Source organism: Paraflavitalea sp. CAU 1676 (genome assembly GCF_029223285.1).
In the GTDB taxonomy this organism is placed as follows: domain Bacteria; phylum Bacteroidota; class Bacteroidia; order Chitinophagales; family Chitinophagaceae; genus Paraflavitalea.
Genome location: NZ_JARHUJ010000001.1, coordinates 203,238 through 225,196, shown reverse-complemented (window position 1 = coordinate 225,196; position 21,959 = coordinate 203,238). Strand labels below are relative to the sequence as shown.

The window sequence follows — 21,959 nt, the reverse complement described above, 5'->3', positions numbered from 1 at the left end:
TGTTTGTATTTGCTGTTGGTTATTAAATAGCTGGCAAACGCTCGTTAGCAACACGCAGCACCTTGCCGGAAGCCGCGTTCGGATGGCAAAGAAACGAAGTTTATATTAAATTATGCTTAAGGGATCAGCTTATCCTGCTTTCGAGGTCGGACAATACAGCCAGCCATTCGGTGGGTTCGTCGCCTTCTTCCTGCCAGAGGTCCCTCAATTCGGAATTGCTTCTCACTCTTTCTATCACTTTGTTGAGCTTTTCAGCGTCGATAGAAAGTAGCGGCCCGGTGCCTGCCTTTTGCAGCCAGTCTTCGGCCGACTCGGGGAAGTCTTCCGAAGGGTTGCCTTTGGCGGCGGCGACAAACTCTATGGCAGCGAGCGCTGCCACGCTATAATCGGCTTCCAGATAAGTTTCTTCAGGAAATTCAGCGACCTGTTTGATTGCTTTTTCAATGCGGTCGAATCCATTGTCTTCTACTTCATACACAAAATCGAGCGCAGCATCGTTCTCAAAGTTTCTATGACCCCAGGTTCCCATCTTTACTATTATTATTGGTTAATGATCTGAATACTTCTTCCAGGCTTTGGGTTCCGGATTGCAGGGATACGATATTCAGGTTTTGTTGCAATGCCAGTTCCATCAGCTGGCGGCGGGCTTCCTGGACATTGTTGCAGACCAGCTCCCACTCGTTGGTATTTATCTTATTGACCGTGCGCACACTGCTGAGGCGTTCGAGCCAGGCTGGTTCGAGTGCTTCGCGGAAGGCGACACGAAGGGTTTCTTCTTTTTGTGTTTCGTTGAGCAATTTGGATACATTATCATCGGCGACCAATTTGCCACGGTTAACAATCACTACACGGTCGCATATCGCCTCTACTTCCTGCAATATGTGCGAGGAGAACAGTACCGTCTTTTGCTGACCCAGTTTTTTGATCACTTCCCGGATCTCGATGATCTGGTTGGGATCGAGGCCGGTGGTGGGCTCGTCGAGGATCAATACTTCCGGATCGTGTATGAGGGCGGCTGCGAGGCCTACCCGTTGTTTATATCCTTTGGACAGCTGCCCTACCCGCTTTTTGCTTTCGAGTGTGAGGCCTACGGTCTCTATTACTTCTTCTATTTTCTTTTTCCGGTCGGGCACGGCATGCACATCGGCGATAAAGTCGAGGTATTCGCGAACGTACATATCATAATAGAGCGGATTGGCTTCGGGCAGGTAACCGATCTTCTTTTTGCTTTCGAGCGGTTGCTTCAGTACATCGATGCCGCAAACGACTACCCCACCATCATCGGGTTGCAGGTACCCGGTGATGATCTTCATGGTGGTTGACTTGCCAGCTCCGTTGGGTCCGAGAAATCCTACGATCTCTCCCTTCCCTACTTTAAAGGATATGGCATCAACAGCTTTTTGCTCGCCATAGGTTTTGGTGAGCTTTGTTACTTCGATCGACATAGTGGCAAACCTACAAAAACCAATGGAAGTTTTTAATAAATTGGTGCGGACTTTCGAAACATTCAAAGGGTTGGAATCATTGACGCAGCAGGGATTTTTATCCTAATGCAGTAAGGTTGCGGATATTTTGCTCTACACGCGCCATCCGCGAGGCGCCCGAAATATTTTTATTGTGCAGGGCCGCCGATTTATTTCTACAGATCATCATAACGGTACACCGAATCTTCATAGATGCCCGCTTCGATGTCGAGGAGGGGTTTTATCAAGCCATCATTGAGCCGGTATACCCAACCGTGGAGGTGTGGACGATTATCCTCTTTCCATGCCCGTTGTATGATAGAAGTTTTGGCAAGGTTGCGTAATTGTTCCATTACGTTCAACTCTACCAGCCTGTCTACGCGCTTTTCCTCTTCCTGGATGGCATCGAGCTCGGCTCTGTGCAAGCGGTAAACATCTTTGATATTACGCAACCACATATTCAATACCAGCTTGTAATCGTGGTTGGTGGTGGCTGCTTTCACGCCTCCGCAACCATAATGGCCACAAACGATCACGTCTTTTACCTTGAGGTGATTGACGGCATAATCGAGCACGGCGAGCAGGTTCACGTCGGTATTAACGACCAGGTTGGCGACGTTGCGGTGTACGAACAATTCGCCAGGCAGGGTTCCGGTGATCTGGTTGGCCGGCACGCGGCTGTCACTACATCCAATCCATAGAAATTCGGGCTGTTGTATCTTCTCCAAGCGGCTGAAAAAGCCGGGGTCATCTTGTACTTTTTCGGCTGCCCAGGCTTTGTTCTCCAGTAATAATCTTTCCGCGAGCTTCATATCAAGGCTTTTTGATTATGTAATATAATAAAAAACCAGGCATTGCTGCCTGGTTGTGGACGATGATGCCGTATTAAATAAGATTAATGCAACAGCGCCTGGTAGATGGCCTCGTGCACTTTGGGGCGCACGCTCATGCGCAAAAACTTGTTGACATCGGGGCTGTTGACACGATTGGACAGGAATATGTACGTGAGGTTGTACTTGGGATCTATCCAAAAGCAGGTGCCGGTAAACCCGGTGTGGCCGTAGGTAAGCGGCGATGCGGACAATGTTGGGTATGCCTCCTTACGGGTAGCATTGTCTTTTTCTGGCTTATCGAATCCTAGGCCACGGCGACTGATCTCACTGTGGTAACCGGTGAAATAATCCACCGTTGCCTTGCTAAAGAAGTTTTGCCCGTTGAGGACGCCACCGTTGAGCAGCACCTGTGAAAGGATGGCCAGGTCATTGGCGTTGCTGAACAAACCCGCGTGACCGGCTACGCCTCCGAACATGGCTGCTCCGGGATCGTGCACATCGCCCCAGATGAGTTGTTGGCGGAAGCCTGGTTCTTTTTCTGTAGGGGCAATATAGCTGAGCGGGAAGCGCTCGCGGGGGCGGAAGCCTGTGGAGGCCATGCCCAGCTTATCATAGAATGTGTTCTTTACATATACCTCGAGGGGGCTGCCGGTGATGGCCTCTACCACTTTGCCGAGGAATATAAAATCGTTATCGCTGTAGATGTATTTATTGCCGGGCTCGAGGCTGCTGGTAAGGATACGGTTGTAGATGGTATCGACCCAGTCGTTGCGCATGTACATGCGATCGGCGACCCTTACGGTATGTGAGGAATCGGCTTTCAGCGCATAAAAGCTCCAGTTGGGGCTGCTGTTGTCCGTAACGTTGACGGTTTCTCTATAAAAGGGGATGAAGGATTTGAGTCCGGCCTGGTGCAGGATGATGTCCCACAGTTTCAGGTTCTCTTTGTTGCTTCCTTTTACCCAGGGCAGGTAGTCGCCGAGTGTTTTTTGAAGATCGAGTTTCCCTTCGTCGTATAATTTCATCACAGATACGGTGGTAGCCATGATCTTGGTGACGGAGGCGAGGTCGTAGATGGTTTCGGGGTATACCGGTTCGGTGCTGTCGTAAGAAAGATAACCATAGGCGCGGTCGAATACCACTTTACCGTCTTTGGCTACGAGTACCACAGCGCCAGGAATGGCTTGCTGACGGATGGCATCCGTTACGATGGAATCGATGGCGTTGCCCATTTGTGCCTGGCGAAAACCGAGGGAACCGGCGGGGGCTGTGGGCAGGCCTTGTGTGGCTACGATGCCGTCGCCGAACTTAAAGGATTCACAAACGGTAACGGGCAGTTTTCCTCTGGCAACGTGGCGACCCGAAACCAGGTCGGCGGCGACGGTTTGTGTGATGTCGTCATCTTCGTAGGCGGCTACCAATACTTTGGAGTCGCAGAAGTTTTTGACGACATAAGGATTGCCGAACGCGAGGGTGATGGTTTTGTGTTGTTGCTGGAGTCCTTTGATCAACTGCAGGGCTGCGTTGCTGATGCCGAAATTATTGGCAGGATAGCGGGCGTAGTTGTGCATGCCGAGGATCACGACATCATATCGATTCTTAAAGAGCTCGAGCATGGGGGCTACTTTTTCCGAATCGAGGCGGTAGTCAAAGTAGTACACCTGGGCATCATAATCATTCCGCACCTGTTGTGCAAATACGTTGTCTTTGGTGAGACCGAAACCTACATAGGCTACACGCTTTCCTTTCGAAAGCGGGAAAATACCGTAGTCGTCATTGCGCAGCAGGGTGAGTGCTTTTTCGGCAATGAGGCGGCGCATTTCATTCGATTTGCTATTGAGATCGTCGGTGAGGTTTTTGGTGTCGATGGGTTTCAGGTTGGCCAGTCCATACTGGTATTTGGCGTGCAGCACTTTCTTAACGTGGGCATCTATGGCCGACCAGGACAGCTTGCGTTTGCGGATGGCCTTCATGATCTTTTCGATGCTGCCGGGGATATCGCCGGGTAGGCAGAGCATGTCGTTGCCGGCTATGAGGGCCTGCAGGGATATCTCTCCATCGGGATAGTATTTGGCGACGCCTTTCATTTCGAGGGCATCGGTAAAGGTGAGTCCGTTGTACTTCAGTTCTTTGCGCAGCAGATCGGTTACGCTTTTCTTCGAGATGGAGGTAGCCCTGTTCTCGGTATTGTCGATGGCGGGGATGGCCAGGTGAGCGATCATGACGCTGCCAACGCCTGCTTTAAAGATCTCTCGGAAGGGATAGAGCTCCAGCGAATCGAGCTGCGGCCTGGACTTATTGATAACGGGGAGATCGAGGTGCGAGTCGACCTCCACATCACCGTGACCGGGGAAGTGTTTGGCGCAGGCCATGGTGCCGGCGTCCTGCATGCCTTTCATATACTGGATGCCGTATTCGGCTACGCGGTATTTGTCTTCTCCGAAGGAGCGGTCGTTGATGACGGGGTTGTTGGGATTGTTGTTGATATCGACTACGGGGGCGTAGTTGACCTGGATGCCGATGCGGCGGCACTGTTCGCCTACCACGCGGCCGTATTGGTAAATAAGGGCGGGATCCTGTACGGCGCCCATCATCATCTGGCGGGGCAATCCGATCACGGAATCCATGCGCATACCTAGTCCATTTTCACCGTCGATGCAGACCAGGAGGGGCGTTTGGGCAATGCCCTGAAAGTAATTGATCATATTGGCCTGCCTGACCGGTCCGCCCTGAAAGAGGCAGATGGAGCCGATATTGTATTTGCGGATCGCTTCTTCCACTTCTTTTTCGAAGAAAGTGACGGTGCGATTGGGGCCGATAGAGGATGTGCGCAGCACCATGAGCTGGGCGATCTTCTGCTCTTTGGTCAGGGTTTTAAATACACTGTCGACCCAGTTGTTGGCAGGCAGAAAGGAAGAACGCTGTGCCTGGGCAGCGGTGATACACGACAAAACAATAGCAAACGAAAGGATTCTCTTCATGATGATGATCTTAAAAAGCGAATTTAGCCGCTGAAATTAAGAAGATTCACCCACAAAAGGGATGAACGGAGTGGCTCTACGCCTGAATTTTAACCTTCTGTGCGAGCTTGTAAGGGATGGAATTTTAATCTCGCGGATTGTGATCGCGGAACGTGCAGATACCTGCATTTGGGGGGTTGGGGTGGTGGCTGTAGGGGTATGAGGTGAGGGGGCTGGCGCAGCGGGTGCAAATTTGAAGTTGGGTTGAGTGGGGACCCTAGGCGTGGAAAATAGCACCGTTTCCAGTTTAAAGAAAAACTGTCCGGGAATGGGAACGGTTTTGGCCGTCCGGAGCGTGTTTCCTGTTTAAAATTAATTGGCACGCCGGTTGGATATACCTAATCGGTTTTTCATAGGATATTGGACTAAGACGGGGTCGAATTTCTATTCGGACCCTTTTTTCTTTTTATAGGGTGGCACCATTGGAGTAGCGCCTCTCTCCCACAAATTATTCCCGTATTTTCGCGACCAAATAAGGAGACTGTAGATTGCCAGACATTATTCAATTATTACCCGATAATATTGCTAACCAGATCGCTGCAGGTGAGGTTATCCAACGCCCTGCCAGCGCGGTGAAGGAGTTGTTAGAAAATGCAGTGGATGCAGGCGCCACTGAAATCCGCTTGTTGATCCAGGACGCCGGCAAACAGCTGATCCAGGTGATCGACAACGGTAAAGGCATGAGCGAAACCGATGCACGGATGTGCTTCGAGCGCCACGCCACTTCGAAGATCCACCAGATCGACGACCTGTTCCGGATACGGACCATGGGTTTTCGCGGCGAAGCCCTGGCTTCTATCGCTGCCGTTGCCCAAGTAGAACTGAAGACCAAACGTGCTGAAGATACAACCGGTACTTATATTGAAGTAGAGAACAGTATGGTGACCCGGCAGGAGCCCATTGCGGCCAATACCGGCACCAGCTTCGCCATGAAGAACCTGTTCTTCAATATCCCCGCCCGGCGCAACTTCCTCAAGAGCAATGCGGCCGAAACGCGCCATATTGTTGACGAGTTTATCCGGGTGGCTTTGTCTTTCCCCGATATCTTCTTTTCCCTTTCGTCGAATGGGCAGGAGATGTTTCACCTCGAGAAGGGTACGCTCAAGCAGCGCATCGTGCAGGTGCTGGGCAACCAGTACAATGCCAAGCTGGTGAACGTGCAGGAAAAGACCGACTACCTCAACATCTATGGTTTTGTAGGTAAGCCCGAAACGTCGAAGAAAACACGGGGCGACCAGTATTTCTTCGTTAATAACCGTTTCATCCGCAGTCCCTACCTGAACCACGCCGTGATGAGCGCCTACCAGGAAATGATCGCGGCCGACAGCTTTCCGCTATATGTGCTTTTCATCGACCTCGACCCGGCGCAGGTGGACATCAACGTTCACCCCACCAAGCAGGAGATCAAGTTTGAGGACGAGAAGATCGTGTATGCTTTTGTGCAGGCTGCGGTGAAACATGCGCTGGCCCAGTTCAGCGTTACGCCTACCCTGGAGTTTGACCTCGACCCGAACATTCAGCAACTGGATGCCATCAATAAACCTTTTACCGAGGACCAGAAAGAAGCCGCTTCCTCCTCTGCGCTCTTCAAGAACTTTACGGAGCGCCATCAGGCACATTTCATTCAGCCTACCAACAAAAGTGATCTGAAGAACTGGAAGGATTTTTATGAGGGCACTGGTAGTAAACAAGGTTTTTCAGGAGGATCCTCCTCCGGCTTTGGCGATCAGCAAGCCGGCATGGAACAATCGGGGGGCAAGAAATTCGAGTCGCTGCTGGATCAATTGAGAAAAGAGGAGAGCGGCGCCGGCAGTCTTGGCGGCTATCCCGGTTCTTCGACCGACCAGGGTGGACCTTCTTCGTTTGGATCTCCTTTCTCGCTGCCCAGCCAGGCCCGTATGGAGATGACGATCCACGAGCATGCTTCGCTTACGCAGCTGCACCAATTATATATTATCGTTCCTACCAACCGAGGTTTTATCCTTGTACACCAACAATTGGCGCATGAGCGCGTGCTTTATGAGCGCTTCGTTCAGGCTGCCGTTGACAAGCCGATGGCCACCCAACGCAGTCTGTTCCCGGTTACCTTACAGCTTTCTGTACAGGATGCCGTTTTGATGAATGAGCTGATGAGCGATCTGAACCAGTTGGGTTACCTGATCGAGCCTTTCGGCAATCAAGCCTTCGTAATCCAAGGGACACCTGCCGACCTGGATCAGGGCAATGAAAAAATGATCATCGAGAACCTGCTGGAGCAGTTCAAGCATTTCAGCAGTGATCTCAAATTTTCCAAACGGGAAAAGCTGATCCGTTCGCTGGCCTGGCAACAGGCTATCAAGCCGGGCACTTCACTTACTGAGAAAGAGATGAGAACGTTGATCGACGACCTGTTCAAGTGTAAACAGGCGAATGTTACCGCGGGCGGTAACCCTACCTACATCGAATTCAAACGCGATTACCTCGAGACGTTATTTAAGCGATAACATCGACTTTGTACTGGCTCCCCGCTTCTTTTCCTCCCATAGGTTATACCGGAGGTAGAATAGCAATGCCCTGTTCTTTTCGAATGAATAGGGTGCTGCGGGTGATGGCTGTACGCTGATGTAATTACTGAGCGCCTGGTTGTAACGCAGGCCTACCGTGAATCGATTGAAGTAATAATTGGCATCCAGGAGCACCCTGAACTCGTTCGAGTTCAATTTGTCGGACAGGGTATCGTTGCGGAAGCGGCTGTATTTCTCACTCACCAGTATGGCTGTGCCGCCCCCGGTTGTACCTCGCCTTTCTTCGGTCAACGCTACCCCGCTGATCATGGAGGAAAACTGTAAACCTGTTCCCATATAAAAGCCCGGGAAGGGACTATGGTGTATACTTACCGGAATGTTGAAATAGTACAGCTTTTGTGCATAGATGGCATTTGATACATAGTTACTGCCCGATTGCCTGCTGCTGTAGCTGAGCATCGTGGGTCTTATGTACTGCGGTGCAACCACCTGCGCTTCTGTTTGCAAAAAGGTCTTGTTGGTGATGTGGTATTGCACGTGTGCCGAGGGCATATAATCGGACGCGGTATTGTGCCCTGCCCACATGTTATAGCCCATGGCCTGCTGATCGCCTAGGGGGAATGCCAGCGGCAGTCCGAACCCCAGTGAAAAGGTGCCCATTTGTTGTGTCTTGAAACTCTTTCTTCTGTCGGCCGGCTTTGGTTCCGGAGCGGCCGGCAATTTTGCTTTCTTTCTTGCGTAGTCTTTCTCGATGGTGGTAGCAGGGTCAAGCACAGGCCGGTGTTGCGTTGCGTAATCTTCCGGTGACTGCACGATTGTCGACAGCAGTTCGGGCGACAGGAGCACTGGTGGCTGTTTACCGCTGGTAAGGCGATCCTTCAATTTGTCTTTATTGCTTTGGTTCTGTGTGCGAGCGTTTTTGTGTGTACTTATTGCTTCATCGGCGTTGGGTTGGTAACGATTGCTGGTGAGGTTTCGTTGTTTGTTGGCAGGTGCTTCACGGCCTGTGCTTTCGCTGGCTGGCTTGTTAGGATTGGCTGCAAGGGATTTATCCGACGCAGCGGGCTGATCGGCCAATGGCTGAGCGTTGGCCGGGCTGCCCGGCTGACCGGCAGCAACAGACGATGGCTGGCTGGCGGCGGCTTGTGGTGTACCGATGGCCTGTCCGGCTTCGGGTCCATCAGCGACGGCCGGTGTGTTGGCGGGCGTCGTTGCCGGCGTTGCCTGCACCCTTGCTGCTGAAGGAGTTGTTGCCTCCTGCTGTGCAACGGTGGGTGTTTTTTCTTTGTCAAGGAAGGAACCTCCCGATAGCCAGGTGGCGAGAAACACTACGCCGACGGCAATAGTCAATAACCACCAGTTGCGGCGAATGGGCATCCCTCCTCCGCGTGGCATTTCCTCATCGAGTAAGATCCTCATCTGTTCCCAGGATTGGTTTGCCTCACCCGGGGGCGGCAGATTCTGCAGTTTTTCTGCCAAGTGTTTTTCGTATGCGTGTCGTTCGTTCATTACGGTTACACTTGCATGGTTTGTAATAAATGTTGCAATTGTTTTCGGGCTTCACTCAGGTGCCATTTGCTGGTTCCTTCACTAATGCCCAGCAAGCTGGCAATTTCCCGGTGGTTATATCCTTCCACCACGTAGAGATTGAAGACTCCCTGTGTGGCGGGCGATAGTTTTCTGACCAATTGTAATAATTCCTGCGTGCTCATCCGTTGTACCGCATCGGCGTCGATCGCCGGTTCTTCGGCCTTTTCCAGTTCAATGCGGGTATAGAATTTTTCCCGCTGGCGAATGAAGTCGATGGCTGTGTTGACAATGATCTTGCGTATCCAGGTGTAGAGTGATGCTCTTGCAGCATCGTAGGTATGCATGTTCTTGTACACCTTGAGAAAACCATTGTGCAATACTTCTATCGCATCTTCCTGGTTACGGGTATAGCGCAGGCATATGGACGCCATGGGCCCGTAGAACTGTTTATACAACTGTTCCTGAGCCCGGCGGTCGTTCTTTATACAACCGTTTATCAGCTCGATATCGGCAATACTATTTGCCAAATAAGCCCGTATTTGTTTGTTTGCTAACCATGTCCGTCAAGATGTGAACCGTCCTTATCCCGAACGGGATTTCAACAGCAAATATTGCGGATATGGCTATGCAGCTGTGTTTTGAGCCTTCCTGAAACTGTTAATTTATACGTAAAATTAGAATGGGAGCGTTGGGTAGCTGCCAAAAATAGATTGGCCTTACGGGCTTTGGCCGATTATTTCCCGGCTTTTGTCGCGGGAAAAGACTATCCGACAGACAAAGTTATGAGACCGGCTTTGTTTGCAGGGCTTTGGTGAGCTCGGCTTCGTTGGTGAGGTCGAGCCGAAGGGGTGTGATGGACACATAACTGTTTTCTACGGCATACCGGTCTGTTCCTTCTTCGGCAGGCTCGAGGGGGATGACGGTAAACCAATAGTGTTTCCGCCCCATGGGATCGATGCCGGGTACGATCTTGCCGTCGTACAGGCGAACGGACTGACGTGTCCACTGCAGGCCGATGGGTTCGGGCGGCAGGTTGATATTAATGAGGTTGAGGTGCGGATTTTCTATTACTGCTTCCAGCGCCTTTTCAACATAAGGGGCCAGTTTATCGAAGTTGGGCTCGGTTTTGCCGGCGGGCGTGCTGATGGCAATGCCCTTCATTCCTAACAGGACAGCCTGTTTGGCGGCGGCCAGTGTGCCGGAATGCCACATGGAATTGCCGAGATTGAGCCCCATGTTGATGCCGGACAATACCACATCTGTTTTGGCCCAAAGATGGGTGCCGAGGGCTACACAGTCGGCTGGTGTTCCGTTGACCCGATAGGCATCGAGTCCTTCGAAGGTAATAGGCGATTTCTTATAGTACAATGGCCGCGAGGCCGTGATAGCATGCCCCATGGAGGATTGTTCTACATCGGGCGCTACTACCTGTACTTCCCCGAAGCGCAGGGCCACTTTTGCCAGCGCCGCTATGCCCGGGCTGTATATCCCATCGTCGTTGGTTACAAGTATTCTCATGCTGTATGGTTCAACATAATTGTGCCAGGCGATTGTGGTATGCTATTGTTAAGGATACCGATATCATCAACAACAAGCACCATGAAATATGTGAAACTCCTGCATAATCCTACAGCTGGCGAAGAAGACCATACGAAAAAGGAACTGACGCCACTCTTTGAAGCAGCGGGCTGGGAATGTAGATATTCGTCCACAAAAGAAAAAGGGTGGGATAAAATTGAGCCAGATACCGACCTGATCGCTGTGGCAGGTGGTGATGGTACGATACGAAAAGCGGTCCTCACCTTACTGGAACGCAAGTTCTCGGACAAGAAACTACCAGTGGCGATTTTGCCGTTGGGCACGGCGAATAATATTGCCAAGTCGCTGGGCATTGAAGGTCCGAATGAGGCGATCATCAGTTCCTGGAAAAATGGGGTAGTGAAGAAGTATGATATCGGCAGGATTGAAGGGCTGCCTGAAACGCATTTCCTGGTGGAAGGTTTTGGTTATGGGATCTTTCCCCGACTGATGAAAGTGATGAAGAAGGTGGATAAGGAACGGAAAGACACACCGGAGAAAGCGATGCAGACAGCGCTCGAAGAATTGCATCATATCATTCTATCGGCAGAGGCGCGACATTATCATATCGAGATCGATGATGCAGATCACTCGGGTCGTTATTTACTGGCAGAGGTGATGAACAGCCGCTCGATTGGACCCAACCTGGTTCTATCGCCGGATGCGGACCCAGGCGATGGTCAATTTGAAGTGGTGCTGATTCCGGAAGATAAGCGGACAGCTTTGGCCGACTGGATCAAACAAAAAATGGATGGGGGTGAATCCGTGTTTTCTATACCTCCTGTTAAAGGCACCAAAATCAATATCAATACAGAAGACACGTTACTGCATACCGACGATGAACTGATCAGTCTTGAAGATGCCGCGCGGGTAAGCGTAGAACTGCAGGCGGGCGTGCTGGAGTTTCTCATTCCGGATGGGGCTTCGAAGACCTGACTTACATTACTACCCTTCACTGAGTCTATAACGAATCATGCGGCTGCCCAGGGAGAGTACCAGTAATGCCAGCAGGGCACATATGGCCATTACTATTACCATGGGCAGGGCGGTACCGTTTTGCAGGAAGCTGAGCAATATGCTGACGCCTGCTCCGATGCCCATTTGCAGGGCTCCCATCAGGGCAGAGGCACTACCCGCTCCTTTCGTGAAGGGCGACATGGCCATGGCCGATGAGTTGGGCAATATATATCCCAGGCAACTTAAGTAGATGAACTGCATGAGCAGCATGCCGGGTAAGGTAATCCAATTGTTGTAAACGATCAGCATCAGCAACAGACCAGCGATGGTCATACTGATCAGTGCGGTGTTGATGATCTGCTCCGTTTTATAGCGCTTGAGCAGGAAGCGATTGATCTGGCTGGCGAGGATGAGTCCGCCGGCGAGCAGGGCGAATACCAACCCGTAGGCACGGTCGGACAATTTGAATAATTCCATGTACAAATAAGGTGAACCAGAAAGAAAAGCAAAGAGCCCGGCGAAAGCGATGGCGCCGGTGAATGTATATGTATAGAATACCGGCTCTTTCAATACGCTGGTGTAGCTGTTGATGATGGCGGCGGGTTTGAGCGAGTAGTTGGGATCGGGCGGACTACTCTCGGGCAAGCCGAGGTAGATGGCCAGGAGGATGATAGTACTGATCACTGCAAGTATGATGAATACGGCCTGCCATCCGAGTAAGGAGGTGATATAACTTCCAGCTGTAGGTGCTATGATGGGTGAGATACCCAGTATCAGCATCAGCATGGAAAACACTTTGGCATTTTCTTCTACGGGAAAGAGATCACGTACCATGGCGTTGGCGGCCACGGTGGCAGCACAAGCGCCGAGGGCCTGAATGAATCGCACGGCTACCAGCATATCGAGTGTATTAGCATATGCGCAGGCGAGCGAGGCGCCAATGTAAACTATCAGCGCGATGTACAATGGCCGTTTGCGGCCGAAACGGTCCATGAGTGGTCCAAATAATAATTGTCCCAACGATATGCCCACAAAAAAGCTGGACAGCGATAACGCGACCTCTGCAACATTGCTGTGCAGGTCTTTGGCGATGGCCGTAAAGCCAGGCAGGTACATATCGATCGAGAAAGGAGCAATGGTAGTTAGTGCTCCCAGTAAGGCTACCAGGAAGTAGTATCTTTTCTTTGTCATGGCTATTCGGTTCCGGTTTGAAGCTGTGCAGGCAAGCTAATCTTTTGACCGGGGGTGAGTTGTCACCTAACCCGGGGCTAGGAATAACAAGGGCGGTGTGGTGATTGTTCGGAATGGGTTATATTTAATCTATCATCATCCTATTCAGCTATGAATGAACCTAACGCAGCTGCTCTTGCCGGCTGGATCCCCTATAAGCTTTCTGTGCGGGAAGCCGTGCTGCAATGTATGTGGTTGTACACGGGCGACCAGCGTTATACCGCCCCCTTCTTTGATGAAACGGTGAGTGCGTGTTTGCAGCTGCCGGAGAATTCCGGTAAATTTCGCAGTGCGAGTTCGCCGGAGATGTTGACGCATTGGCCAGCTTCAATAAATGCTGTTGCACCCAGCGCTTTTATCTTTCATGTTTCGCGGTGTGGTTCTACGCTTTTTGCCCAACTGCTGGGCTTACCGGAGCAGCATATCGTGCTGGCGGAAGTTCCCTTCCTGGATGCTTTATTGAGGATTCCTTTTGGTAACCTGCCCGTTCAGGAAGCCGCCATTCCTGCCCTATTTAATGGCGCTCTACGCTTTTATGGTCAGCAGAGAAGAGGCGATGAAACACACCTGTTCGTGAAATGCGATAGCTGGCACCTGTGCTTTTACCGGGAGCTGCGGCAACTATACCCAACAGTTCCGTTTATCTTATTGTATCGTTCGCCGGATGAGGTGATCCAATCGCAAAGAAGGCGACGAGGCATGCAATCGGTGCAGGGTGTGATCGAGCCGGGGGTGTTTGGTTTTGACGAGACTGCTATCCTTGACCTTTCGCTGGATGATTATATGGCGCTGGTGCTGGAGCGTTATTTCCGGATCATGCTGGAGGTGGCAGCAGATGATCCTCATTCGGTGCTGGTAAATTACCGGGAGCCTGTTTTATCTACCATTGACAAGATTGCGGCACTCACCAGGATGAAAGTTTCGGATCAATACCGGACGCAGATGGAAGAACGCAGCCGGTTTCATGCGAAATATCCACAACAGGTTTTTCAGGAGCCGGCGGCAGATGAATCTTTACCGGAAAGCGTGCAGCCGGTGATGCTTTTGTATGAGGAGCTGGATGCTTTGCGGATACAGCGTCGAACTCTATGAACCGCCATTGAGCAGGTGGTCGAGTATAAATGCAAACAGGCGTACGGAAGAGGTTTCAAGGTCTTCGGAGTGCGTATATATCACCAGGTCGGCCCTTATGGGGATATCATAGCTATCGTTTACACCGGTGAGGTTGTTTACTCTTTCGGGATGCCCGACCGGGAGCAGAGCCCGTTTGTACAATCCTTTCGTATCTCTTTCTACCAGGACATCGAGGGAGCAATGTATCCACACGGTGTGTGCATTGTATTGCGCGCGCAATTCCTGCCGTACCTCTTCGTAGGGATTGATGGCTGCGATGATGGCGATGGTATTTTGCTGTACGATGTCGTGGGCGATGGCACCGAGGCGTCGGATGTTTTCGCGCCTGTCGGCGGGTGTGAAGCCGAGGTCTTTACAAACTGTCTGCCGATAAGCATCTCCGTCGATGATCTGTGCTGCGATATCCCTTTGCAACAATAATTGTTGTACCCTGAATGCGATGGATGTTTTCCCTGCACCAGACAAGCCCGTTAGTTGGATGAGTACCATACCCGGAAATTACGCCTGTTCGAGCAAACTTTGTTCTAATTCATCGGCCAGCTTATTGGTAATATCTGTGTTCTGGAGACGCAGTTCGAAGATCATCTTCAACAGCTCGCCGGTTTTGCGTTCTTCGGCTACGGTGGTTTTGGGTGACCGTTCGAATAATTCGCGCAGCCAGTCGTTGACGGTACAGTCTATTACCAGGTGGATGCGATCGGTGGGGCCATAATTGGCCACGCGGTGGGGCAGGTTGGCGTTGATGTACCAGCATTCGCCAGGCTCCATGATGATGCGCTCCTGCTGGACAAAAAATTCAACGTGTTCGTTGGTAAATACAGGTATGTGCAGGCGGGCTTCGCCGTGTTCAAATGCCAGTTCGTGGTCGCGGTGTTCTTTGATGATGGCGCCCCGTTTGAGGTTGAGCAGCCTTACGGAGCGTATGGGGCATTGAAATGTGCTGATGAGTTGCCTGATAGCGGGGCAGTTTTGCATAAGGGGGGTATCCTGGTATTCGCCTTCCTGCATGAGGTCGGGAATGATGCGATCGTGGTGGCCGCCGGGAGCGCGGAGGGGGAGGACGGTCCATTCGCCTTCATAATGTTGGGTATTAAAATGGGGCGACCAGGTGCTGGGTAGGAGTAATATTTCCTGGCGCAGGGTTAGGATGTTGATTTCCCAATCAATTTTTGCCGACCGTATCATAAGCGTGGTTTGGTTTAACGGTTTTTCGAATATAAGGTTTTTCTCTTATAAGGATATTATTCCTGGGTTAAGCGGTAGCGGCGACCGGTTAAATACTCCATTCATTTGCGCCATTATGGCATTTTTCGTACCTTTAGAAGGATGAAATGCCATCTCTTTTTTCTGCAGAAGGAGGTTACCCAACCTCAGATTTCCTGCCTTGCGGGCTCTTTAGCCCGTCTGAACCGCCCCGCGAAGGGGCATTGTCCCCAATCGGATTCGGCTAATGGCAGTCTCACCACCACTTGCGGTTTACTCTAGGTTTACTCCAGGTTTACGTTTGCTTTACATCAAGTTTACCGGATGCCTTTATCATCTACTTAGCATCCCCTTATCATCCCCGGCGGAAGGATAAGGGGTCTGGAAACGATCCTTTCCAGGTCCATCTTTGATGCCACTTTGACAGCAGGCTATTCTGAAAAGCAAAAAACCGGGTCGTTTTCGATGCTTCTTTTAACCATCCTGCATTGATTACCAATAGCCATAAAGATTCGCCCATCGCAGCGCCAAACCATATAAAGCGAGGGTTTAGCCGACCTTTGGCCGCTTTCGAAGTCGCAGAGCGTCACCCTGCTATTGCTTCGGCGCACCTTTTTCCCGTCAAAGACTGCCGGTGCAGTGGCGATTTCGCGCTATGCCGGGCCGGGGTGGCAAACGGCCGTTCGCCAGCTGGCAACCGGGTTGTTAATTGTACCTCATATAGACCAAAAAGCCTATAAATCCGCTAAAAAGACGGCCTTTATACACTATTTTTGCAGTCTGATTTTGTCATTTTGGGCAATTTCTTTTCAGGTTTTTCAAAATTTGCCGAAAGCCGACTGTTTATTGCTGTAAATCAATGTGGTTAGGATTTATAGCTATAACTTGCGCAGGCAACCAATGGCCTGGTGTATTGTTATATTGGTAATCATCACCAATAAAGCATAAAAAATGATAACAATTTCAAATAGCGCTCAGGAATATATCCGCCAGCAAATGGCTAAAGAAGGGCATGGCGAAGGCAGCTTCGTTCGTGTAGGTGTGAAAGGGGGCGGTTGCTCGGGTCTTTCGTACGAAATGAAGTTTGACAGGGAGATGAAGGAAGCCGACCAGGTTTTTGAAGACAAGGGTTTGAAGCTGGTGGTGGAGATGAAGAGCCTGCTGTACCTGTACGGCACCGAGCTGGATTATTCCAGTGGTCTGAACGGCAAAGGTTTGTTCTTCAATAACCCGAATGCATCACGGACCTGTGCATGCGGCGAAAGTTTTGCGGTGTAGGACAAGACCCGGAATGACGGAGGGATGACAACCCGATCGACCCCATTTTGTTGTAGCTGGGAAGATTTGCATCAACGGTTATTTTTTGACTAACCAAGCGAAAAAGAACATGAGTACTGATTTAGATATTTTAAAGGACGTCTCGACCGAAGAGTACAAGTATGGTTTTACGACCAATATCGAGATGGATTTTGCCCCTAAAGGGCTGAATGAGGATACGATCCGGTTTATTTCTGCCAAAAAGAACGAACCTGATTGGTTGCTGGAATGGCGCCTGAAAGCGTTTCGCCATTTTGAAAAGATGGAATGGCCTACCTGGCAGAATTTCGAAATGCCTAAAATGGACCTCCAGGGCATCTCCTATTATGCCGCTCCCCGCAAGAAAGCCAAGCTGAACAGCCTGGACGAAGTAGATCCCGAACTGCTGGCTACTTTTGAAAAGCTGGGTATTCCCCTGACTGAACAAAAAATGCTGGCCGGCGTTGCCGTGGACGCTGTATTCGATAGCGTATCTGTCGTTACTACCTTCAAGGGTAAGCTGAAAGAGATGGGCGTTATTTTCTGTTCTTTCGGTGAGGCCGTGCAGGAGTATCCTGACCTTGTTAAGAAATACCTGGGTACAGTTGTACCTCATACCGATAATATTTTCGCGGCACTGAATGCGGCTGTTTTCTCCGATGGTTCTTTCGTGTACATCCCGAAAGGGGTTCGTTGCCCGATGGAACTGTCGACGTATTTCCGTATCAACGCGGAGAACACCGGTCAGTTTGAACGTACACTCATTGTAGCCGATGACGACAGTTATGTTAGCTACCTTGAGGGTTGTACGGCGCCTATGCGTGACGAAAATCAACTGCATGCTGCCGTGGTGGAACTGATCACGTTGGAAAATGCCGAGATCAAGTACTCTACCGTTCAAAACTGGTATCCCGGTGACAAGGATGGGGTTGGCGGTATCTACAACTTCGTTACCAAGCGTGGCATTTGCAAAGGCGTCAATTCAAAGATCTCCTGGACACAGGTGGAAACCGGTTCGGCGATCACCTGGAAGTATCCCAGTGTCATTCTCCGCGGCGATAATTCGACCGGTGAGTTTTACTCTGTGGCACTGACGAAGAACAAACAAATTGCTGATACCGGTACTAAGATGTACCATATCGGTAAAAATACCCGCAGCCGTATCATTTCGAAAGGTATCTCTGCCGGCCATGGCCAGAACAGCTATCGCGGTTTGGTGCAAGTGGGCAGCGGCGCAGACAATGCGCGGAACTTTACGCAGTGCGACTCACTGCTGATCGGCGACGAGTGTGGTGCTCATACGTTTCCCTACATCGAATCGAAGAACAGTTCTGCGATGGTAGAGCATGAGGCCACGACTTCGAAGATCGGTGAAGACCAGATCTTCTACCTCAATCAACGTGGCATCGACACGGAGAAAGCGGTAGCGCTGATCGTGAATGGATATGCCAAGGAAGTATTGAACCAATTGCCCATGGAATTTGCGGTGGAAGCCCAGAAATTGCTGGCTATTTCACTGGAAGGATCTGTTGGATAATTACCAGCCGCCGCGGTTATGTACTGCGGTATTGGCTTTTGAAGTAAAAGAGCATGGCCCTGGCTGTATTGCTGAGGTTGTGATTTCACAAGAAATTTATCAAAGCGTTAATAAATGTTAAGTATTAAGAATCTGAAAGCATCTGTTGAAGGTAAGGAGATACTGAAAGGGCTGGACCTGGAGGTAAAAGCCGGAGAGGTGCATGCTATCATGGGACCTAACGGTTCCGGGAAGAGTACTTTGGCTTCCGTACTCACTGGTAAGGAAAACTATGAAGTTACCGGTGGACAGGCTTTGTTTGAAGGCAAGGACCTTCTTGATCTTTCACCCGAAGACCGTGCAAGAGAAGGTGTATTCCTGGCTTTTCAATACCCCGTTGAAATTCCAGGTGTTTCAAACATCAATTTCTTAAAGACCGCACTCAACGAGATCAGAAACTATAAAGGACTCCCCAACCTGGAAGCCAAAGAATTTTTGAAGCTGCTGAAGGAAAAGCAAAAATTGCTTGAGTTCGATGCGGCATTGGCGAACCGTTCTTTGAATGAAGGTTTTTCCGGTGGTGAAAAGAAGCGGAATGAGATCTTCCAACTGGCGATGCTCGATCCGAAGCTGGCGATCCTCGATGAAACCGATTCTGGTTTGGATATCGATGCCCTGCGTATCGTATCGCGAGGTGTGAACAAACTGCGCAATGGCAAGAATGCTTTCATCATCATTACGCACTATCAGCGTTTGCTGGAATACATCGTTCCGGATTATGTACACGTGTTGTACAAAGGCCAGATCGTAAAATCGGGCACGAAAGACCTGGCGTTGGAACTGGAAGAGAAGGGTTATGACTGGTTGAAGGAAGATTCCAAGGAGACTGAAGCGGCTGATATTATGCTGCCCCGGTAATTTCCGGCCTATTAGCTTTGATTTATTGAACCAGCAGAAAAAGAACCGGAATGGAAAACAGGATTACACAAATTAACAGCTCTCTATACGATCAGTGCATCGCCGACTACGAAGTTCGTTCTTCCCTTTTTGCGGCTGAAGCTCCTGAAGTTGGCGCTGCGCGCGCCAAAGCGATCGGGCATTTCAAGCAACTGGGCTTTCCTTCTACCAAAGTAGAAGACTGGAAGTACACGAACCTGGTGCCAGTGCTGAAGGAAAATTTTGAACTGGAACAGGACGAAGACATTCTTTCTGTGAAGGACGCGGTGATTGCCAAATCGAAGATCGACCTGCTCGATTGTTATCATATCGTGCTGGTAAACGGTAAATACCGTGCGGACCTTTCGGACGCGGTTAACGTAGAGGGCGTTTACCTTTCTTCGATCACAGATGCCGCTGCCAGGCCTGCTTTCAAACAGCATTTTGGCCGTTACATCGATCTGGAAAAGTTTCATTTTGCAGCTGCCAATACCGCTTTGTTCCGCAATGGCCTCTTCATCGAGGTGAAGCGTAACACGGTGGTTGAAAAGCCGCTGCACCTGATTCATATCACCACTGCCGACGCACCTACTTATTTTCAACCCCGCCAGTTGTTTGTGCTGGGCACCAGTGCGTCGATCAGCATCATTGAAAGTTATGGTACCGACACCAATGGTGCTCCGGTATTCATCAACCATGTAGCCGAGATCGTGGTGCAGGAGAATGCGCAAATGCAGCATTTCTATATCCAGGCGGGCGACCAGCATGCGCGCTATGTGCATCACACTGAAGTTTATCAGCAGGCGAATAGCCTCTATAATAATTATAAAGCTTCTTTCCCCGGCACAAGCCTGTGGCGCAACAACCTTAACGTAGCGTTGGATGGCGAGAACGTGGAAAGCCACCTGTACGGTTTATACCTTGCCGGTGGACAGCAAATCGTTGACAACCATACCATCGTAGACCACCGCAAACCTCATTGCAACAGCAATGAGCTGTACAAAGGGGTGATGAAGGATGATTCGGCCGGGGTGTTCAACGGAAAGATCTTTGTGCGTAAAGATGCTCAAAAGACAAACGCTTTTCAGCAGAACAACAATATGATCCTCGGTAAGAAAGCAGTGGTTGACTCCAAACCTCAGCTGGAAATCTTTGCCGATGATGTGAAGTGCAGCCACGGCAGCACGATGGGCCAGTTCAACCCCGATGCTTTGTTTTACCTGAAATCGAGGGGTATTGGCGAAGAGAAGGCACGTGCGCTGTTGATCCACGCTTTTGCCTATGATGTTACGGAAAAGATCCCTATTCCTGAAGTGCAGTCACACATCAATGCACTGATTGAACAAGGATTGAAATAAGTGCGGCAGCCGAACCGATAGCACCATTTTTTGTTGATAAATTATACTGAACCACCCTGCCGCTTCTTTGTGGCAGGGTAGTTTATTTAACCAACACGCTCCGTAAAGGTCCCTTAGAACACTCATTGTTAATCGTTAATCTAAAAGACATGAGTACTGACGTTATGGTAGCTCCTACCACTTTGGACATAGAAAAGATCAGAAAGGATTTCCCTATACTGGAAAGAAAAGTATACGGTAAACCTCTGGTGTACTTTGATAACGGCGCTACGGCTCAAAAACCGTGGGCGGTAATCAGGGCCATCGAAGATTATTATACGCAGCTGAACAGCAATGTGCACCGCGGGGTGCATCATTTGAGCCAGCAGGCGACTGACGCCTACGAGGCTTCTCGCCGGAAGGTGCAGGCTTTTCTTCATGCGCGCCATGAGCATGAAGTAATCTTCACCAAGGGCACTACCGATGCCATCAACCTGGTGGCTTACAGCTACGGCAAACAGTTCATCAAAGAAGGTGACGAGGTGATCATCTCTGCGATGGAGCATCACTCGAACATCGTTCCCTGGCAGATCATGTGTGAGGACCGGAAAGCAACTCTGAAGGTGATCCCTATCAATGAAAAGGGTGAACTGAAGATGGATGCTTTCAAGGCTTTGCTGAATGATAAGGTGAAGCTGATCTCTGTTGCCTATGTTTCCAATACGTTGGGCACGATCAACCCGGTGAAGGATATCATCGCACTGGCGCATCAGCATACTATTCCGGTGTTGCTGGATGCGGCGCAGGCTGTGCAACATATTCCCGTTGACGTTCAGGAACTCGATGTCGACTTCCTGGTGTTCTCGGGGCATAAGATCTACGGACCAACCGGTATCGGTATCCTTTATGGTAAGGAAGAATGGCTGAACCAAATGCCTCCTTACCAGGGCGGCGGCAGTATGATCAAGCAGGTAACCTTTGAGAAGACGACCTATCATGACCTGCCATTCCGTTTTGAAGCGGGTACGCCGAATATTGAAGCTTGTATTTGCCTGGGCAATGCCATCGACTATGTTACCGCTCTTGGCTTGCCTGCTATTCAACAATACGAACATGAACTGCTGGAGTATGCCACTACCAAGCTGACTGCCATCGATAAACTAAAGGTGATTGGTACGGCCGAGCAGAAGTCGGGTGTGCTTTCTTTCATTGTAGAAGGCGTACATCCTTATGACGTAGGGGTACTGCTCGACAAACTGGGTATTGCGGTACGGACGGGTCACCACTGTACGCAGCCTTTGATGGAGATCTTCGGCATTCCCGGCACCGTGCGTGTTTCGTTTGCTTTCTATAATACCAAAGAAGAAGTGGACCAACTGGCTGCTGGCGTTGCCAGGGCCGTGGCCATGCTTACTTAAGCTG

At 50.4% G+C, this 21,959-nt stretch carries 18 protein-coding genes; 8 read left to right on the top strand and 10 right to left on the bottom strand.

All coding sequences use genetic code 11. The features are described from left to right. Nucleotides 1–124 precede the first annotated feature (124 nt). The 4 genes from P2H89_RS00885 to P2H89_RS00870 form a co-directional block, all read right to left on the bottom strand. The gene (locus P2H89_RS00885) at nt 125–529 is read right to left on the bottom strand and encodes a DUF4259 domain-containing protein (RefSeq protein ID WP_275824581.1); all 405 of its coding nucleotides are present in this window, start codon (nt 527–529) and stop codon (nt 125–127) included. Continuing rightward, entirely contained in the window at nt 510–1,445 is a 936-nt protein-coding gene (gldA, locus tag P2H89_RS00880) for a gliding motility-associated ABC transporter ATP-binding subunit GldA (protein ID WP_275824580.1), read from the bottom strand. Before gldA ends, P2H89_RS00885 begins: the two co-directional genes overlap by 20 nt. A 194-nt stretch (nt 1,446–1,639) precedes the next feature. Then, a complete protein-coding gene (locus P2H89_RS00875; RefSeq protein WP_275824579.1) occupies nt 1,640–2,275 on the bottom strand; it encodes a carbonic anhydrase in 636 nt (211 codons plus the stop codon). 83 nt (nt 2,276–2,358) lie between these two features. Then, nucleotides 2,359–5,277, bottom strand: a complete 2,919-nt coding sequence (locus tag P2H89_RS00870; RefSeq protein WP_275824578.1) for a glycoside hydrolase family 3 N-terminal domain-containing protein — start codon at nt 5,275–5,277, stop codon at nt 2,359–2,361. Between the two features lie 527 nt (nt 5,278–5,804). Between P2H89_RS00870 and mutL the strand changes: the two genes are divergently transcribed. Beyond that, on the top strand, nt 5,805–7,799 hold the full coding sequence (gene mutL, locus P2H89_RS00865; protein ID WP_275824577.1) for a DNA mismatch repair endonuclease MutL: 1,995 nt from the start codon (nt 5,805–5,807) through the stop codon (nt 7,797–7,799). On the opposite strand, the gene P2H89_RS00860 is transcribed toward mutL, so the two are convergent. The 3 genes from P2H89_RS00860 to surE form a co-directional block, all read right to left on the bottom strand. Continuing rightward, nucleotides 7,785–9,239: a hypothetical protein gene (locus P2H89_RS00860; RefSeq protein WP_275824576.1), complete on the bottom strand. Its 1,455-nt coding sequence runs from the start codon at nt 9,237–9,239 to the stop codon at nt 7,785–7,787. The genes mutL and P2H89_RS00860 overlap by 15 nt on opposite strands. Nucleotides 9,240–9,334: 95 nt before the next feature. Beyond that, entirely contained in the window at nt 9,335–9,877 is a 543-nt protein-coding gene (locus tag P2H89_RS00855; protein WP_275824575.1) for an RNA polymerase sigma factor, read from the bottom strand. A gap of 253 nt (nt 9,878–10,130) precedes the next feature. Further along, nucleotides 10,131–10,868, bottom strand: a complete 738-nt coding sequence (gene surE / locus P2H89_RS00850; protein ID WP_275824574.1) for a 5'/3'-nucleotidase SurE — start codon at nt 10,866–10,868, stop codon at nt 10,131–10,133. 81 nt (nt 10,869–10,949) lie between these two features. Here surE and P2H89_RS00845 point away from each other — a divergent pair, with 81 nt between their 5' ends. Next, nucleotides 10,950–11,864, top strand: coding sequence for a diacylglycerol kinase family protein (locus P2H89_RS00845; RefSeq protein ID WP_275824573.1), 915 nt, complete (start codon nt 10,950–10,952; stop codon nt 11,862–11,864). Between the two features lie 9 nt (nt 11,865–11,873). Here P2H89_RS00845 and P2H89_RS00840 read toward each other — a convergent pair whose 3' ends face one another. Beyond that, nucleotides 11,874–13,076 (bottom strand): multidrug effflux MFS transporter, encoded by a 1,203-nt coding sequence (locus P2H89_RS00840; RefSeq protein ID WP_275824572.1) that lies wholly within the window; start codon nt 13,074–13,076, stop codon nt 11,874–11,876. Nucleotides 13,077–13,226: 150 nt separating this feature from the next. Here P2H89_RS00840 and P2H89_RS00835 point away from each other — a divergent pair, with 150 nt between their 5' ends. Beyond that, entirely contained in the window at nt 13,227–14,207 is a 981-nt protein-coding gene (locus P2H89_RS00835; RefSeq protein ID WP_275824571.1) for a hypothetical protein, read from the top strand. On the opposite strand, the gene cysC is transcribed toward P2H89_RS00835, so the two are convergent. Beyond that, nucleotides 14,202–14,738: an adenylyl-sulfate kinase gene (gene cysC / locus P2H89_RS00830; protein WP_275824570.1), complete on the bottom strand. Its 537-nt coding sequence runs from the start codon at nt 14,736–14,738 to the stop codon at nt 14,202–14,204. The two genes, P2H89_RS00835 and cysC, sit on opposite strands and share 6 nt — an antisense overlap. Before the next feature lie 9 nt (nt 14,739–14,747). After that, nucleotides 14,748–15,434, bottom strand: a complete 687-nt coding sequence (locus P2H89_RS00825) for an aspartyl/asparaginyl beta-hydroxylase domain-containing protein (protein WP_275824569.1) — start codon at nt 15,432–15,434, stop codon at nt 14,748–14,750. 969 nt (nt 15,435–16,403) lie between these two features. Here P2H89_RS00825 and P2H89_RS00820 point away from each other — a divergent pair. The 5 genes from P2H89_RS00820 (at nt 16,404) to P2H89_RS00800 (ending at nt 21,955) form a co-directional block, all read left to right on the top strand. After that, nucleotides 16,404–16,730 (top strand): iron-sulfur cluster assembly accessory protein, encoded by a 327-nt coding sequence (locus P2H89_RS00820; protein WP_275824568.1) that lies wholly within the window; start codon nt 16,404–16,406, stop codon nt 16,728–16,730. Between the two features lie 109 nt (nt 16,731–16,839). Beyond that, the gene (gene sufB, locus P2H89_RS00815; protein ID WP_275824567.1) at nt 16,840–18,285 is read left to right on the top strand and encodes a Fe-S cluster assembly protein SufB; all 1,446 of its coding nucleotides are present in this window, start codon (nt 16,840–16,842) and stop codon (nt 18,283–18,285) included. A gap of 114 nt (nt 18,286–18,399) precedes the next feature. Continuing rightward, on the top strand, nt 18,400–19,182 hold the full coding sequence (gene sufC / locus P2H89_RS00810) for a Fe-S cluster assembly ATPase SufC (protein ID WP_275824566.1): 783 nt from the start codon (nt 18,400–18,402) through the stop codon (nt 19,180–19,182). 50 nt (nt 19,183–19,232) lie between these two features. Next, a complete protein-coding gene (gene sufD, locus P2H89_RS00805) occupies nt 19,233–20,558 on the top strand; it encodes a Fe-S cluster assembly protein SufD (RefSeq protein WP_275824565.1) in 1,326 nt (441 codons plus the stop codon). A gap of 149 nt (nt 20,559–20,707) precedes the next feature. Next, nucleotides 20,708–21,955 carry a cysteine desulfurase gene (locus P2H89_RS00800; RefSeq protein WP_275824564.1) on the top strand — a complete coding sequence of 416 codons (1,248 nt, stop codon included), beginning with the start codon at nt 20,708–20,710 and terminating at the stop codon, nt 21,953–21,955. Nucleotides 21,956–21,959: the final 4 nt, after the last annotated feature.

Excerpts from the sequence above, each read along its gene's own strand:
- P2H89_RS00885 (WP_275824581.1), bottom strand. The coding sequence starts at position 529 with ATGGGAACCTGGGGTCATAGAAACTTTGAGAACGATGCTGCGCTCGAT.
- gldA (WP_275824580.1), bottom strand. The coding sequence starts at position 1,445 with ATGTCGATCGAAGTAACAAAGCTCACCAAAACCTATGGCGAGCAAAAA.
- P2H89_RS00875 (WP_275824579.1), bottom strand. The coding sequence starts at position 2,275 with ATGAAGCTCGCGGAAAGATTATTACTGGAGAACAAAGCCTGGGCAGCC.
- P2H89_RS00870 (WP_275824578.1), bottom strand. The coding sequence starts at position 5,277 with ATGAAGAGAATCCTTTCGTTTGCTATTGTTTTGTCGTGTATCACCGCT.
- P2H89_RS00860 (WP_275824576.1), bottom strand. The coding sequence starts at position 9,239 with ATGAGGATCTTACTCGATGAGGAAATGCCACGCGGAGGAGGGATGCCC.
- surE (WP_275824574.1), bottom strand. The coding sequence starts at position 10,868 with ATGAGAATACTTGTAACCAACGACGATGGGATATACAGCCCGGGCATA.
- P2H89_RS00845 (WP_275824573.1), top strand. The coding sequence starts at position 10,950 with ATGAAATATGTGAAACTCCTGCATAATCCTACAGCTGGCGAAGAAGAC.
- P2H89_RS00840 (WP_275824572.1), bottom strand. The coding sequence starts at position 13,076 with ATGACAAAGAAAAGATACTACTTCCTGGTAGCCTTACTGGGAGCACTA.
- P2H89_RS00835 (WP_275824571.1), top strand. The coding sequence starts at position 13,227 with ATGAATGAACCTAACGCAGCTGCTCTTGCCGGCTGGATCCCCTATAAG.
- cysC (WP_275824570.1), bottom strand. The coding sequence starts at position 14,738 with ATGGTACTCATCCAACTAACGGGCTTGTCTGGTGCAGGGAAAACATCC.
- P2H89_RS00825 (WP_275824569.1), bottom strand. The coding sequence starts at position 15,434 with ATGATACGGTCGGCAAAAATTGATTGGGAAATCAACATCCTAACCCTG.
- P2H89_RS00820 (WP_275824568.1), top strand. The coding sequence starts at position 16,404 with ATGATAACAATTTCAAATAGCGCTCAGGAATATATCCGCCAGCAAATG.
- sufB (WP_275824567.1), top strand. The coding sequence starts at position 16,840 with ATGAGTACTGATTTAGATATTTTAAAGGACGTCTCGACCGAAGAGTAC.
- sufC (WP_275824566.1), top strand. The coding sequence starts at position 18,400 with ATGTTAAGTATTAAGAATCTGAAAGCATCTGTTGAAGGTAAGGAGATA.
- sufD (WP_275824565.1), top strand. The coding sequence starts at position 19,233 with ATGGAAAACAGGATTACACAAATTAACAGCTCTCTATACGATCAGTGC.
- P2H89_RS00800 (WP_275824564.1), top strand. The coding sequence starts at position 20,708 with ATGAGTACTGACGTTATGGTAGCTCCTACCACTTTGGACATAGAAAAG.